Source organism: Anaerosinus sp. (genome assembly GCF_965318445.1).
Map to the genome: position 1 here is coordinate 201401 of NZ_CBDNNH010000002.1, position 15118 is coordinate 216518.

Consider the following 15118-nt stretch of genomic DNA (forward strand, 5'->3'; position numbering starts at 1 on the left):
TTTGAATCGAATATAATAATTCTAGTATTGGCTAAATAGAAAAGAGGTTTTTAGGTGAAAAAATATTTTATTTTAGTATTAACAACTTTATTGATTTGTATAGGAACAATATCGGCATTAGCAAATCCAAAGACAATGCAAATTGAACTCATACATGATGACTTTATTTTTACTGCAGATGATCTTGCTTATGTTGATGAAAATGAAGTATTTGTGCCTGTGAGCTTTTTGCAAAAAAATATTTATCAAATGACATACGAGGAGGGTTCTAGACAATTACATGGGCAGTTTTCTATGCCGAAGATTAGATTAAATGCAAATAAAGCAGATGATTTACTTTTTAAGGGCTTTGAAATAAATTTGCCGACAAAAGTAATTTCAAATAAACCCTACGTTAATATTTATGGAATGGATAAGCTATTTGGATCTGAATTATTAGTAAATGATAAAGAAAAAAAAGTAATAATTACTTTAAAAAAGTATACTTTTTTCAATCCAGCGAATTTGTCTATATCAAATAAAAAAGTAAGTAGAAATGAAAAGATAAGCTTAGTCTGGCAGCCTACCTTTGAAGATGAAAATAATTTTGCGAAAATAGATAAAATTCAAGGGGTAAATGTGGTTTCACCATGTTGGTTTAGTATTGACAATCAATGGGGGCTTGTGAAAAATCAAGCAGATATTGCATATGTGAAAGCGGCAAAGGAAAAGGGATACAGTGTTTGGCCTTTAATTACAAATAGTTTCGATCCAGATTTAACGAAAAGTATTGTACATAATCCGAATGCAAGAAAAAATGTAATTAAGCAATTATTACTTTACGTTGCTTTATATAATTTAGATGGGATTAACCTTGATTTTGAAAATATTTATGAAGAGGATAGAGAAGCAGTTTCTGTCTTTGTACAAGAGATTTCTGATGCATTACATGAATTAAATGTTATTGTTTCCATTGATGTTACTGTTCCTTCAAACGTTTCGCAATGGTCTTTATCGTATGACCGTAAAGCTTATAGTAAGTCTGTTGATTATGTGATGTTAATGGCATATGATGAGCATTGGCGTACAAGTCCTGTTAGTGGATCAGTAGCATCCATCGGCTGGGTAGAACAAGGTGTTGAAAATACATTGAAAGAAGTTCCGGCAGATAAGCTTATTTTAGGTATTCCTTTATATATGCGGGAGTGGAAAGAAACAAATCAATCAGGAAAAACAAAAGTTGAAGCAAAGACTTTAAGCATGATGCAATCAGAGGAATTGATAAAAAAACATAAAGTGAAATTGAATTGGCTCGCTGATAAAGGACAAAATTATTTTGAATTCACCGCCAATAATGCAAAATATCGTGTATGGGTAGAAGATGAACGATCTATTCAGATGAAATTGGATCTTGTCCATCAATATAAGTTAGCAGGTGTTGCAGGCTGGCGTAAAGGATTTGAAAAACCAGAAATATGGAAAACTGTAAACGAGACATTGTTTAAACAATAAATATAAAATCCCAGCTTTATAGCTGGGATTTTTATATTTATCCGATGACTAAAGAATTATCAAATTGCAAATATTCTTTTAGTGAAATCAATCTTTTTTTTAATTGTTTGTTTATAAATTTTTCTTGCAAAAGTCAATAAAAGATTGTGCGGCACGTGAAATATAACGATCCTTTTTCCAAGTAAGCCCTAAATCTACATAAAGAGGTTCAGCAAAGGGAATTGCTTTCACCGTAGGATCATCCTTAACGATTACATCTAAAAGAAAAGCAATTCCAACATTACTTGCAACAAGCCCTTTTATTGTTTCAATTTGATTAGATTCCAAAACAGTCTTAGGCTTTGTATTGTCTTTTTTAAATTCTTTTGTTACTAGTTGACGGATATAAGATCCTTCTTTTAGCATAATTAAATCGCAATCTTCTAACTGGCTCATTGATAAACTTTTTTGATTTGCAAGAGGATGAGCAGGAGGAACACAAGCTAAAATTTGATTTTTACTCATAGGAAGAAGCTGAAGGTTGGATGATGCATCAGTTAAAATGACAATGCCGAAGTCAAGTTCATCTCTTTCTAATTGCTCGCGTATAGCAATGGAACCTTCTTCATAAAGGTAAATATCAAGATGTGAATGCTCTTTTTGGAAGTTAGAAAATATTTTGGGAAATAAGTATGCACCCATCATGGCAGGAATTCCTATTTTAATTGTACCTTTTTGTAATTGTTTATAATCGTTGACTTCGAGAACTGCATCCTCTATGTTTCTAAGTGCCATTTCAATTCGATTTAAAAAGACTGTACCTTCAGGGGTAAGAGAAAGCTGCTTTTGACTTCGATCAAATAATTGAATACCAAGTTCTGCTTCTAATTTTTTTATTGCAACTGTAATATTAGGTTGTGATACACGAAGCCTCTCTGCAGCGCGAGTGATATTTTTTAGTCGGCTGGCCATTTGAAAATACTCTAATTGTCGTAATTCCATATTCATTCTCCCAAAAATAAATTTTATTTGATGACGGACATCGTCATCTAAAGAAAAAAAGATTTATGCAAAAGTGAATTTCAGATTTGTACTTTATTAAATCGTGATTTTACATGTAAAATCATAGATTCTATAAGTCAAATCGGATCACTTAGAGAGCTTAGCATAGAAGTATTTTTCTTTCTAAAGAAAAAGAGAAAATCAAATAAATAATGATTATCTAGAGTAATTATATCATATTTTTAACTTATAGGATGGAATATATAAATAAAATATATAAAATTTTATTTATATATTATTAACTGGAGAAATATTGATATATATTCTGATATATTTATTATTGATTAGGATTTTACAATTTTATTTGATAATATCTTTTTTTTGCAGGATAATTATTTAAAATCGCGTATATTTACTACTATATTACATTGTTTTTTAGGGTAGGTTGAATTTCCTATTTTTAAGATAGTAACATAGACAAGAATGTATAATAAATGTTAAAATTCAAGTATCGGTTGTTTAAAGGGAGGCATTTATTTTGGAAAAGTCGACACTTATAGGGGTAATTTTAGGGATAATTGCGGTTTTTGTTGGGATGGTTCTTAAAGGCGCTCCGATTACGGCACTCAATAATCCAGCAGCGTTTTTAATTATCATTGGCGGAACCGGGGCTTGTCTATTCACGGCATTTACAATGACGCAGTTAAAGAATTTGCCTGTGTTGTTTAAAAAGACATTTAAGGCGCCGCCATTACGAGCAAAGGCAGACTTATTACGATTGTTTGTAGAGTTATCTCAAGTTGCACGTAGAGAAGGAATTTTAGCATTAGAAAATCGAGTTGATCAAATTGAAGATCCTTTCTTTAAATCGGGGTTAAATATGGTTATCGATGGTATGGATCCAGAATTTGTTGGTGATGTTTTAGAAGCGGAATTAGAGGTAATGGAGTCGCGTCATCAAGAAGGTATGGCGATTTTTACACAAGCTGGTACATACGCACCGACTCTTGGGGTTTTAGGAGCAGTTGTTGGTCTTATTGCAGCCTTGGGGAGTTTAAATGATATTGAGAAACTTGGGCATTCTATTGCAGCAGCGTTTGTTGCTACGATGTTAGGGATTTATACTGGATATGTAATCTGGCATCCGTTAGCAAATAAATTAAAAATGTTATCGAAATTAGAGGTTGCAGAAAAACGAATGATTATTGAAGGGGTGTTGTCATTACAAGCTGGTGATTCACCTACGGCAATTGAAGCAAAATTGATGGTATTTATCCCTCAATCCGAGCGTGCATTTTTAAAAGATAAAGATAGGGATTAATCATGAGAGGTAAGGGAAAAGGGGGATATGCATGGCTAGAAGAAAAAGACAACCTGCCCATGATGAACATCCAAGTGAAGCTTGGTTAATTCCATATGCGGACATATTGACGTTATTATTGGCGTTATTTATTGTATTATTTGCAGTCTCTCAAACAGATCAGAAAAAAATGCAAGAGATGGCGCAAGCTTTTGCAGCGGCGTTTCAGACAGGTGGACCATCTTTTTTTGATAAAGCAGGACAATCTGATTATCAATCAACGCAAATGCCGACGACTGATTCAGCAAATAATTTAGCTTACTTGCAAGAAAGTACTCAGTTACTTGAAACACAACAACAGTTAGATCGGTATATTAAAGAGGGTGGCTGGGAAGACTCTTTAACTACCGCATTAAGTGAAGATGGTTTATTAATTCGCATTAAGGAGAAAGCGTTATTTCCATCCGGAAGTGCGGATTTATTGCCACAATCACAGGCCATTGGAAAGCCTGTGGCTGATTTGTTAGCAACGATTCCACAAAAAGTAGTAATATCTGGTCATACAGATAATGTTCCAATTGCAACATCAAAGTTTCCTTCTAATTGGGATTTAAGTGTAGAACGGTCATTGAATTTTATGAAATTTATTTTAGCGCAAAATAATAAACTAGATCCAGCTAGATTTAGTACTACAGGGAATGCCGAATATCGTCCGGTTGCTCCGAATGATACAGAAGAAGGCAGAGCACAAAATCGTCGTGTGGAAATTTTGATTATGCGTACATATCAAGATCGTATTCCAACAACAAATTGGTAATACTATAGATATCATAGAATCGACCTTACTTTAAGGTCGATTTTTTAATATGGAGGGAAAAATGGTTATTGGAATTGGCATTGACATCATAGAAATTGAAAGGGTAAAAAAAGCAATAACTAAGGAAAATTTCTTAAAAAGGGTGTTCACTCCAAAAGAGATTGCCTATTGTGAGGGACGAGGTGCGCAAAAAGCAGCTTCTTATGCAGCAAGATTTGCGGGCAAAGAAGCTGTATTAAAGGCGTTTGGTACAGGTCTAATTGGTGGAATTTTATTGGAGATAGAGATATTAAATGATGAATTAGGTGCACCGAAAGTTTATTTATCGGGTTTTTTTGCCAGATTGGCAAAAGAAAAAGAAATTCAAAAGATTCATTTATCATTAAGTCATGCGCATTTATATGCGGTTGCTCATACTGTTTTTGAGGGGGATTAAGATGAAAGTCGTTACAGCAGAAAAAATGCAAGAAATTGATAAAGGTGCAATACAAAAGTACGGAATTCCAGAAGTAATCTTAATGGAAAATGCTGGAATTGAGGTAACGAATGTAGCAAAAACGATACTGACATCCTTAGAAGGAAAAAAAGTTTGTATTTTCGCTGGCAAAGGAAATAATGGTGGAGATGGTTTTGTTGTCGCAAGGCAGATGTTTTACCAAGGCGCAAAAGTAAAAGTTTTTATTTTAGGAGAGATGGAGTCAATTCAGCATTCTGCAAAAGTTAATTTAAATATTTTGCAGAATATGAATATTGATATTGTGCCTATAAAAAGTGAGCGGGATTGGGATAAAGTAAAAGTAGCTTTAGCTTTTTCTGACTGTGTGATAGACGCTTTATTGGGAACTGGTTTCAGGGCTCCGTTGCAAGAATCTATGAAAAATTTAATTGAAACTATAAACTTTTCAGGAAAGCCAATTATTGCAATTGATATTCCTAGTGGTGTTGATGCAAGCACTGGACAGATTGATACAATTGCAATTTGTGCGACAGCAACAGTTACTTTTGGATTATTGAAAATAGGGCTTATTTTTTATCCTGGTGCTGACTACACGGGTGAGATATTTATAAAAAATATTGGATTCCCTTACAGTTTGTTGCAGGATGAAGGTATAAAACAGACAATTATTACGAATAGTATTGTAAGGAGTCAACTTCCAGAAAGGAATGGCGACGTTCATAAGGGGCTATGTGGTAGAGTTTTAGTAATTGCTGGATCTAAAGGAATGACGGGAGCAGCTGCATTAGCATCTATGGCCTCCTTGAGAGCTGGTGCAGGATTGGTAACTTTAGCAGTTAGTGAAAGTGTACATGATATTTTATCAAGTAAATTAACAGAAGTTATCATAAAAACCTTGCCGGAAGAGAATGAAGAGTTGATTTATGAAGAATCTTTGAAGACTTTAATGGATTTAGCGAATAAAAATGACGTTGTCGTTATTGGACCTGGACTTGGTCGTAATCCATCGACTGTTCAAATCATACAAAAATTTATTGAACAAACGGATAAACAGCTTGTGATAGATGCGGACGCATTATATGCATTAAGTAAAAATACTAATGTATTAGAGGAAAAGAGTAGAATGCCGATTTTAACACCTCATTTAGGTGAAATGGCACGTTTGATTAACAAAAGCACCGATGAGATTAAGAATAATTTAATTTCGACTGCACGTGAGACGGCAGAACTTTTCCAAAGCATAATTGTCTTAAAAGATTCTAGAACAGTAGTTGCATATCCAGATGGTAATGTATATATTAATACAAGAGGTAATGCAGGTATGGCGACGGCTGGCAGTGGTGATGTTCTTGCTGGCATAATTGGTGCATTGGCTGCGCAACATAATAATTCAAACTTCGATTCGGCTGTTTGTGGAGTGTATCTACATAGTATGGCTGGGGATATTGCTGCAAGTGCAGGGATGATTGGCTTAATAGCCAGTGATATTGTGCAAGCGATTCCATCGGCTAGGTATGGTATTCAAGAGTAAAATTTTACATGTTAAAAAGTGATGTAAAAAAATTGACTTTTTGATATAAAAAAATTATACTATGTGTATACTTTTATTTGGGACTGCGGAGGTGTAAGTGTGGCAGAATTGAAACGGATTATGATTAGTATTCCTAATAGCCTATTAAAGGAAGTTGATGGTATCGCAGCCATGGAAAAACTTAGCCGCAGCCAATTTGTGCGTGATGCTATGTGCTCTTATATTGAAGAACGTAAACGTAAGGCGATAAGAGATAATATGAGAAAGGGATATCAAGAAATGGCAGCAATTAATTTGACTTTAGCTGAAGAAGGTCTTTATGCTGATGCTGACATTGTTGATGTGCCGAGCTTGTTAGTGGAGCGTGAATAGCGATGGTGGTTAAACGAGGAGATGTGTATTATGCCAATCTGAGCCCTGTAGTGGGTTCAGAGCAGGGGGGACTCAGACCTGTTCTTGTCATTCAAAATGATGTTGGCAATAAATATAGTCCAACGGTTATCGTTGCGGCAATTACTTCTCAAATAAGCAAAGGAAAACTTCCTACCCATATTGAGTTAATGGCAAAAGAATGCAGATTAGAGAAAGATTCAGTTGTTTTATTAGAGCAACTTCGCACGATAGATAAACGTAGATTAAAAGAGAAGATTACTCATTTGTCAGAAGAGTATATGACAAATGTTGATGATGCAATTAGAATTAGTGTTGGATTAGTTCAATTGTAATTTAGTGAAATACTGTTTTCAGGTTATGTGAGGATAAAAAATTTAATGAAGGTTTTACGAAATTTAATAGCGATTGGATTAGTTTTTTTAGTTGTTTTTAGCAGTGGATGTTCTATAAAAAGTACGAGTGGAAATGTGCCCAGTAGCTCTAATTTGACTGTGAAAATGTTGGATGTAGGGCAAGGTGATGCTTTTTTGATTAAAACATCGCAGCAAGTTATTTTACTGGACACAGGCGATATTGATGCTCGAGATTTATTAGTAAATAAATTAAAAGCTGAGGGCATAACAAAAATTGATAAACTTATTATTACGCATCCACATGCAGATCATTTAGGTGGTGCAATGGGGGTGTTAATGAATTTTGATGTAAAGAGTGTTTATGATAATGGTCAAATCACGACGACATCAACATATCGTAAGTACATAAAAAAAGTAACTGATAGTAAGATTCCCTATAAACAGTTGCTTGCAGGTGAGCATTTAGACTTTGGAGACGGAATTAAGTTTATTGTTTATAGCCCGACTAAAAGGATGATTGATATGGAAGAAGATTTAAACAATAACTCAATTGTAGGAAAGCTAAAGTATGGAGATTTTTCAATTTTATTTACAGGTGACAGCGAATCTGCTATTGAAAAAGAGTTATTGAATAAATATAAGGATGAATTGAAAAGTACAATATTAAAAAGTCCACATCATGGTAGCAAAACATCTTCTAATAATGCTTATTTAAAAGCTATTTCTCCGGAATGTGTACTAATATCAGTTGGTACGGGAAATGATTATAAACATCCACATGAAACGACATTAAATAAATATAAAAAGTTGAATTTTAAAATTTATCGTACCGATTTCGATGGGACGGTTACAATTACGTCAGATGGGCATGGATATAATGTTGTAAAGGAGAAAGCACAATGATATCTGTAGTCATAGATCGTTTTGAAAATGATAAAGCTATTTTATTATTTGAGGATGAAGAAAAGAGTGTAATATTTCCCAAGAAATATTTGCCGAGGGACGTTGATGAAGGAGATTATTTACGGATTAATATAGCAACGGACAAAGAGGCAACGAATGCAGCAAGAAAAGAAGCGAAAGAATTATTAGAAAAACTAAAAAAGCAGAATAAATAATAGTAAGCTGTGCCTAGTGCACAGCTTACTATTATTTATCGTTTAATTTTTAAAATTTTCATTTAGCGAATATTTAAAAATACGAGAAAAGCAAGATCGTGAACCTGCTTTTCGCTATTGGGGAAGATTACTTAATTTATTGCCGGTTGGACCTGATTTACCGGGATATAAAAAAACATATATGGCATATAATCAAGAAGTAGTCATTGCAACAATGGATGGTATGATAAGTTTAGTAAAAGAAGTTGACTTATTTAAAGATATGAGTAGAATAGAAATCGATGCTTTATTGGAGAATGCAAAAGGTAAATATTATTTGGAAAATGATGTTACTTTATCCAAAGGTATGATGCAAAAATGTCTATACATTTTTATGTAAGGAAATGTAGAGGTTAGCCGCAAGGCAAGTAACGGATGGACGAGTAGTTTGGGGATTATAGGTAAAAAAGGGATTATTAATTATAATGCGGTTAATGGTGATGAAGAAAGCTGTATCCGAGTAGAAGTTGTGGAAGGAGATGTAGTTGTAGTAAGAATTCCAATTTTGAACCTAAAAAATTGGTTAGTAGTAATGAAAAGATTATGTGGAAGTTTATTAATCACCTAACAAAAGAAGTAGATAAATATCAAAAGTTATGGATTAATGAATAACTGGATAAGTGAAAAAGGGTGATTTTTTGAAATATAAATGGATGATTGTCTTATGTTTATGCTTATTATTGCCACAAATTGTATTTGCTGCGAGTATTAAATCTCATAGATTTGAATCGTTTCAATATGAAGTAATTGCAGCAAATAATAATTCACCACAAATTTTAAGAATTGAAATTGGTTTAAATTCAGAAATAGATGATTATGAAGTGAAAACAAAAAGTTCGTATGCAACAGATTTAATCATAGAGTTTCCTAATACAAAATTAGGAAGGTTAAAGAAACCATTAGCCATTCAAAGTGATTTAGTGAAAATTGCTAAATTTAATCAAGAGAATAAAGATACAGCAACGGTGAGTTTGACACTTCCTGTAAAAGCAGATAATATTAATTATAAAATTTATACGTTGCCTAAAGATCGTAAAGCTCGTAAACCATTTCGTGTAGTAATTGATATTCTTGGGGAAAAATCATATAATTTTAATGTCAATGGTGTTGCGGGAAAATCAATTATTATTGATCCGGGACATGGTGGCAGTGATTCTGGAGCGGTAGGTGTTACGGGAGTAAAAGAAAAGGATGTAAATTTTGCGGTTGCATTAAAAGTAAGAGATATATTAACTCATGCGGGTGCTGAGGTCATTATGACACGCTTAAATGATCGTGATGTATATGGCCCTAATGCCACCGATAAACAAGAATTAGATGCAAGAGCGGATTTTAGCCGACGTTATCATGCGGATGCTTTTTTAAGTATACATTCGAATTCTTTTGTGAATTCGAAGGCGAATGGAACAGAGACTTATTATTATAATAAAACAATTTATGATAAGATATTAGCAGAGAATTTGCAGCGCTCGTTAATTGATTCTGGACAAAGGATGGATAGAGGCGCTTTGACCGCAAATTTTTATGTGTTGAAAAACTCTACTGTTCCGGCTGCATTGGTTGAACTAGGTTTTTTATCAAATCCTGATGAAGAGGAATTGCTAAACTCTGATGATTTTCAGACAAAATTGGCAGGAGGCATTAGTGTAGGATTAAGTAAATTCTTTTATGAGATGTCAGGGAAAGGGAGTAATTATTTATGATTAAGCAAATAAAAATTTTATGTGCTTTAGTAGGCGTTTTGATGCTGGTTTTGATCGCTGGTTGTACATCAGACTCAAAAGGATCTGTTACAAATGAGAAAGAGGTTCCTACTAATGTTGCGGCAGCTGAAAATGCAGAAAATGACACGGGGACGAATGAAAATAAAGTAAAAGTAAAAATTTATTTTTCGAATGAAGACGCAACCAAACTTATAGCAGAGGAAAGAGAGATTAGCAGTGAAGACAAATATACAGCTGTTATTCAGGAATTAATAAAAGGAACTGTACATGAACATTCTGTATCGCTTATTCCGAAGGCTACGATTTTAAGGTCAGTAAAAGTTGCCGATGGAATTGCGTACGTTGATTTTAATGATGCTATTGTTAGAAATTTTAATGGAGGGTCGGGAGCGGAGATTATCTTAGTCGCATCTATTGTTGATACTTTGACCGAGTTTCCAGAGGTGAAACAAGTACAAATTCTTTTAAATGGTTCAACGATGGAAACGATTACTGGACATTTAGATACAAGTAAGCCATTTAAAAGAATAACGGATGTACTTTAATTGGGGGTATACATTTCTTTTCGATTTTGATAGAATGAATATATAAAAATTATATGAAATCCACTAGGGGGGCTTTTGCTGAGAGGTCATTTACAATGACTGACCCTTGGAACCTGTATGGTTAAGACCAGCGTAGGAAAGTGGTAAGTAGCTTTTAATATTGAAAGGCCATTTAACATTGTTATGCGTTAAATGGCTTTATTTTTTTATTTGGAGGTATTAAAGTGGCAACACAATTAGAATTAGCTCGCCAAGGAAAAATTACAGAAGCGATGGAAATTGTAGCAAAGCAAGAGAAGATGGACGTTAATCTGATTAGAGAACGTGTAGCAGAAGGGACAATTACGATTTGTGCAAATGTAAATCATACGTCCCTGATTCCTCGTGGCGTAGGTAAAGGCTTATCGACAAAAGTAAATGCCAATATTGGGACGTCTAGTGCTTATCCAGATATTGAACCAGAATTAATTAAGCTTCAAGCGGCGATTGATGCTGGAGCTGATGCAGTTATGGACTTAAGCACAGGAGATAATATTGATATGTCCAGACGTGCTATTATTGAAAAATCTACGGTTATGGTTGGTACGGTACCAATTTATCAAGCGACTGTAGATGCAATAAGAAAACACGGTGCGGTAGTTGATATGACAGCAGATGATTTATTACATGCAATTGCTGTACAAGCAAAAGATGGCGCAGATTTTATGACGATCCATTGCGGAGTAACGCGTGAAGTTATTCAAAGAATGCGTAAGCAAGGCAGAATTGCGGACGTTGTTAGTCGCGGGGGCTCATTTATCACAGGATGGATGTTACATAATCAAAAAGAAAATCCATTATATGAAAGATATGATGATATTTTAGATATTTGTCGGCAATATGATGTAACGATTAGTCTTGGGGACGGTCTTCGTCCAGGGTGCTTAGCTGATGCTACAGACAGAGCGCAAATCCAAGAGTTGATTATTCTTGGCGAATTGGTTGACCGTGCGTGGGCAAAAGGTGTACAAGTTTTGGTTGAAGGCCCGGGACACGTCCCATTTGATCAAATTGCTGCCAATATGAAATTACAAAAGCAACTTTGTAAAGGTGCGCCTTTTTATGTATTAGGACCTCTTGTGACTGATGTTGCTCCAGGATATGATCATATTACTTCAGCTATCGGTGGTACTTTAGCCGCGGCGAATGGTGCAGACTTTTTATGTTATGTTACACCAGCTGAACATTTAGCATTGCCGACCATAGAAGATGTTCATGAGGGTGTTATTGCTTCAAGAATTGCTGCGCATGCAGCGGATATCGTTAAAGGAATTCCTGGTGCAAAAGACTGGGACTTAAAAATGGCCAAGGCACGTAAAGCTTTGGATTGGCAGGAACAATTAAAACTTGCCATTGACCCTAAAAAAGCAGAGAGATATCGCAATGCGCGAAATATGCCAAATACAGAAGCCTGCTCAATGTGTGGCGATTATTGTGCGATGAAAATTGTTGGTGAATATTTAAATAAACCGATGGATTTGTGTGACTGATTTCGCATAAACGATAGAGTGTATGGACACCTTACATAAGCTAAGGTGTCTTTTCTTTTGCAAAAGTAACTTGCGAATGAATGAATCTATGTTAAAATTTAAAATAGTTGAAAATAATTTTACGATGAGGGAAGCTCAATGGATATAAAAGAGTGTGGAGAGTTTGGATTAATAGATTTAATCAAAGAAAATTGTATCGTAGAGCCTAAAAGCGTAGCAGTTGGCATTGGTGATGATGCCGCTGTTTTAATACCAACCCACAATATGCTGCAATTGGTTAGTGCTGATATGTTGGTAGAAGGTGTCCATTTTGATTTATCCTTTACTTCTCCATTTCAATTAGGCTATAAATCATTGGCGGTAAATTTAAGTGATATTGCGGCGATGGGGGGGATACCTAAACATGTTGTTCTTTCTATTGCTTTACCGAAAAAAATAAATGTAGATTTTGTAAAAGAATTATATCGGGGAATGAAGAATATTGCGCAATCTTTTTGTGTGAACATTGTCGGTGGGGATACTGTTTCAACGCATGATAAAATTGTCATTAATGTAACGGTTTTGGGGGAAGTTGAGCCGGAAAAATTGCAAAAAAGAAATGGTGCAAAGCCTGGAGATTTTATTGTAGTTACAGGGACTCTAGGAGATTCTGCCGCGGGATTAGATATTTTGCTAAATAAAAAAGATCATTTTGATTTTGCTGAACCACTGATTAAGGCGCATTTAATGCCTTTCCCACAAGTTGAATTAGGAAGAATAATTGCAAAGTATGCAAGCAGTATGAATGATATTAGTGATGGACTAGCAAGTGAAGCAAAAGAAATTGCCTTGGCAAGTAGTGTGGATGTCATGCTAGATGCAGGTAAAGTTCCATTTAGCACTGAACTTCTTCAAAGAGCCAATTTTTTTCGAAAAACCCCTTTAGAATATGCTTTGTTTGGCGGTGAAGATTATCAATTACTCTTTACGATTTCAAAAGAAAAGTATATATTATTGCAAAAAGAATTAAGCAATTGCAATATTAAAGTTGTTGGTGAAGTAAAGCAGGGGACAGGTAATGTATTTTTAAAAGAGTATAACGGAAAATTTGTGAATTTAGAGCCGAAGGGTTATAATCATTTTAGATAACTTATGAGGTGTTAATATGATAAAGATAAAGACGAATTCGCCGGAAGAAACTTTTGCCTTTGCAAAAGGGCTGGCAGACTTATTGAAAAATGGTGTAGTCTTATGCTTAAAAGGAGATTTAGGTGCTGGCAAGACTTTATTTGTTCAAGGGATAGCAAAAGGCTTTCAAGTAGAAGAGGAAGTAACAAGCCCAACCTTTTCTCTGATGAATGTTTATCACGGTCGTAGGGCGATATATCATTTTGATTTGTATCGGCTAGAGAGTGCTGAAGAATTATATGATATTGGATTTTATGAATATACGACATTAGAGGATTCTATTGTCATTATTGAATGGCCGGATAAATTTCCTGAAGAACTTCCTGAGGAATATCTTTGGTTTGAAATTACACGTACTGAAAATATAGATGAACGTTTAATCACGATTCAATTAAAGGGTGAATCGTATCGACAGATTTATGAGGAGTTGAAACAAAATTGCCAATTTTAGCAATTGATACAGCAACTTTAGTTTCTGGTGTTGCTGTTGCTACTGAAAAAAAACTATTAGCGGAATTGACATTACAGACGAAGTTAACGCACTCGGAAGTTTTAATGCCGCATATAAAACAAATTTTAGATATGACTAATTTAAAAAAGAGTGATTTAGAGGCAGTTGCAATTAGTATTGGCCCAGGTTCTTTTACTGGACTTAGAATTGGTTTAGCAACGGCAAAAAGTATTGCTTATGCACTTAATATTCCAATTATCGGTGTATCTACATTAGCTGCTTTAGCGTATCATTATCCAGTCGGAGATGTTTATATTGCACCTATGTTAGATGCACAAAAAGGCAATATATATATATCTCTTTACCAATGGAAAGAAGGTAAACTTTGTCAAGTTTATGAACCTACGGTGAAAAGTTTTACTGAAGTGTTAGAAGCTGGACAGAGATTAGATAAACCTGTTGTTTTCTTAGGTGAGAAGGCTGCACAAAAAGCAGAAGAAATTCAAGCAGTAGGTGGAAATATTATTATGGCAATGCCGCATATGGCGATGCCTCGTGCTGCTAATGTAGCGATGCTCGGATGGGATTTGCTGCAAAATGGAAAAGCAGATGATGTAATGAGTTTAGAGCCACTTTATATTAGACGGTCAGAAGCAGAAGTTTTATGGGAAAAGCGAAACGGAGTAAAAGAATGAGTGAAGTTGTTTTTCGTAAAATGATCGTCGATGATATCGATGCTGTTTTTGAAATTGAAACTACATCTTTTTCACATCCGTGGTCAAGACAATCTTTTTGTGATGAGATGGAAAATGAGCGTGCTTTATACATAGTTGCAGTAGCAGAAGATAAGCCAATTGCTTATATGGGAACATGGCTTATCTTTGACGAAGCACATGTTACAAATGTAGCGGTTTTACCTCAGTATCGTCGTTTGGGGATTGGGCAAAAGCTACTAAGGCATATGATTGATATCCTAAAACATAAGGGAATATGTAGTATGACCTTAGAAGTGCGCGAATCGAATTTCCCAGCTCAGGCAATGTATCAAAAGCTTGGCTTTGAAGCAGCTGGAATAAGAAAGAATTACTATGAAGATACAAAAGAAAATGCCATTATCATGTGGCTTAATGATATAGGATAAAAAAAGTGAGCCGACGAAGCGGCTCATATAGGGTGATTGGTAATATAGCGTATGATTATTAGGGATAAAGTGTTACTAATC

The 15118-nt window shown here is 34.7% G+C and carries 19 protein-coding genes and 1 riboswitch; of the genes, 18 read left to right on the forward strand and 1 reads right to left on the reverse strand.

The genetic code is table 11. The features are described 5' to 3' along the window. Positions 1–54: 54 nt before the first annotated feature. Positions 55–1491, forward strand: a complete 1437-nt coding sequence (locus ACWZFG_RS01285; protein ID WP_418626761.1) for a glycosyl hydrolase family 18 protein — start codon at positions 55–57, stop codon at positions 1489–1491. A gap of 111 nt (positions 1492–1602) precedes the next feature. On the opposite strand, the gene ACWZFG_RS01290 is transcribed toward ACWZFG_RS01285, so the two are convergent. After that, complete coding sequence (locus ACWZFG_RS01290) at positions 1603–2472, reverse strand: LysR family transcriptional regulator (RefSeq protein ID WP_147667772.1); 870 nt, start codon at positions 2470–2472, stop codon at positions 1603–1605. Between the two features lie 538 nt (positions 2473–3010). Between ACWZFG_RS01290 and motA the strand changes: the two genes are divergently transcribed. From motA to rimI, 17 genes are all read left to right on the forward strand, one after another. Next, positions 3011–3793 (forward strand): flagellar motor stator protein MotA, encoded by a 783-nt coding sequence (gene motA, locus ACWZFG_RS01295; protein WP_177504191.1) that lies wholly within the window; start codon positions 3011–3013, stop codon positions 3791–3793. A 31-nt stretch (positions 3794–3824) separates the two neighbouring features. Then, positions 3825–4589 (forward strand): flagellar motor protein MotB, encoded by a 765-nt coding sequence (locus ACWZFG_RS01300; RefSeq protein ID WP_177504193.1) that lies wholly within the window; start codon positions 3825–3827, stop codon positions 4587–4589. Between the two features lie 61 nt (positions 4590–4650). Next, the gene (acpS, locus tag ACWZFG_RS01305) at positions 4651–5025 is read left to right on the forward strand and encodes a holo-ACP synthase (RefSeq protein ID WP_177504195.1); all 375 of its coding nucleotides are present in this window, start codon (positions 4651–4653) and stop codon (positions 5023–5025) included. A gap of 1 nt (position 5026) precedes the next feature. Then, positions 5027–6577, forward strand: coding sequence for an NAD(P)H-hydrate dehydratase (locus ACWZFG_RS01310; protein WP_455576926.1), 1551 nt, complete (start codon positions 5027–5029; stop codon positions 6575–6577). 99 nt (positions 6578–6676) lie between these two features. Next, positions 6677–6949, forward strand: a complete 273-nt coding sequence (locus ACWZFG_RS01315) for a CopG family ribbon-helix-helix protein (RefSeq protein ID WP_177504199.1) — start codon at positions 6677–6679, stop codon at positions 6947–6949. 2 nt (positions 6950–6951) lie between these two features. Further along, positions 6952–7302, forward strand: coding sequence for a type II toxin-antitoxin system PemK/MazF family toxin (locus ACWZFG_RS01320; RefSeq protein WP_147667777.1), 351 nt, complete (start codon positions 6952–6954; stop codon positions 7300–7302). 45 nt (positions 7303–7347) lie between these two features. After that, positions 7348–8226, forward strand: a complete 879-nt coding sequence (locus ACWZFG_RS01325; RefSeq protein WP_418626759.1) for a ComEC/Rec2 family competence protein — start codon at positions 7348–7350, stop codon at positions 8224–8226. Next, positions 8223–8441, forward strand: a complete 219-nt coding sequence (locus tag ACWZFG_RS01330) for a DUF3006 domain-containing protein (RefSeq protein WP_177504203.1) — start codon at positions 8223–8225, stop codon at positions 8439–8441. Before ACWZFG_RS01325 ends, ACWZFG_RS01330 begins: the two co-directional genes overlap by 4 nt. 139 nt (positions 8442–8580) lie before the next feature. Beyond that, a complete protein-coding gene (locus tag ACWZFG_RS01335; protein ID WP_177504205.1) occupies positions 8581–8820 on the forward strand; it encodes a hypothetical protein in 240 nt (79 codons plus the stop codon). Positions 8821–8868: 48 nt separating this feature from the next. After that, complete coding sequence (locus tag ACWZFG_RS01340; protein WP_177504207.1) at positions 8869–9048, forward strand: hypothetical protein; 180 nt, start codon at positions 8869–8871, stop codon at positions 9046–9048. Positions 9049–9133: 85 nt separating this feature from the next. Beyond that, positions 9134–10183, forward strand: coding sequence for an N-acetylmuramoyl-L-alanine amidase family protein (locus ACWZFG_RS01345; protein ID WP_455576927.1), 1050 nt, complete (start codon positions 9134–9136; stop codon positions 10181–10183). After that, positions 10180–10749 (forward strand): GerMN domain-containing protein, encoded by a 570-nt coding sequence (locus tag ACWZFG_RS01350; RefSeq protein ID WP_177504211.1) that lies wholly within the window; start codon positions 10180–10182, stop codon positions 10747–10749. Before ACWZFG_RS01345 ends, ACWZFG_RS01350 begins: the two co-directional genes overlap by 4 nt. Positions 10750–10804: 55 nt before the next feature. Continuing rightward, positions 10805–10905: riboswitch (TPP riboswitch) on the forward strand. Positions 10906–10973: 68 nt separating this feature from the next. Then, positions 10974–12278, forward strand: coding sequence for a phosphomethylpyrimidine synthase ThiC (thiC, locus tag ACWZFG_RS01355; RefSeq protein WP_177504212.1), 1305 nt, complete (start codon positions 10974–10976; stop codon positions 12276–12278). 138 nt (positions 12279–12416) lie between these two features. Beyond that, entirely contained in the window at positions 12417–13406 is a 990-nt protein-coding gene (gene thiL / locus ACWZFG_RS01360; protein ID WP_177504214.1) for a thiamine-phosphate kinase, read from the forward strand. Positions 13407–13422: 16 nt separating this feature from the next. Continuing rightward, complete coding sequence (gene tsaE / locus ACWZFG_RS01365; RefSeq protein WP_177504216.1) at positions 13423–13896, forward strand: tRNA (adenosine(37)-N6)-threonylcarbamoyltransferase complex ATPase subunit type 1 TsaE; 474 nt, start codon at positions 13423–13425, stop codon at positions 13894–13896. Continuing rightward, a complete protein-coding gene (gene tsaB / locus ACWZFG_RS01370; protein ID WP_177504218.1) occupies positions 13884–14591 on the forward strand; it encodes a tRNA (adenosine(37)-N6)-threonylcarbamoyltransferase complex dimerization subunit type 1 TsaB in 708 nt (235 codons plus the stop codon). Before tsaE ends, tsaB begins: the two co-directional genes overlap by 13 nt. Further along, the gene (gene rimI, locus ACWZFG_RS01375) at positions 14588–15037 is read left to right on the forward strand and encodes a ribosomal protein S18-alanine N-acetyltransferase (protein ID WP_147667788.1); all 450 of its coding nucleotides are present in this window, start codon (positions 14588–14590) and stop codon (positions 15035–15037) included. The genes tsaB and rimI overlap by 4 nt, the downstream gene beginning before the upstream one ends. Positions 15038–15118: the final 81 nt, after the last annotated feature.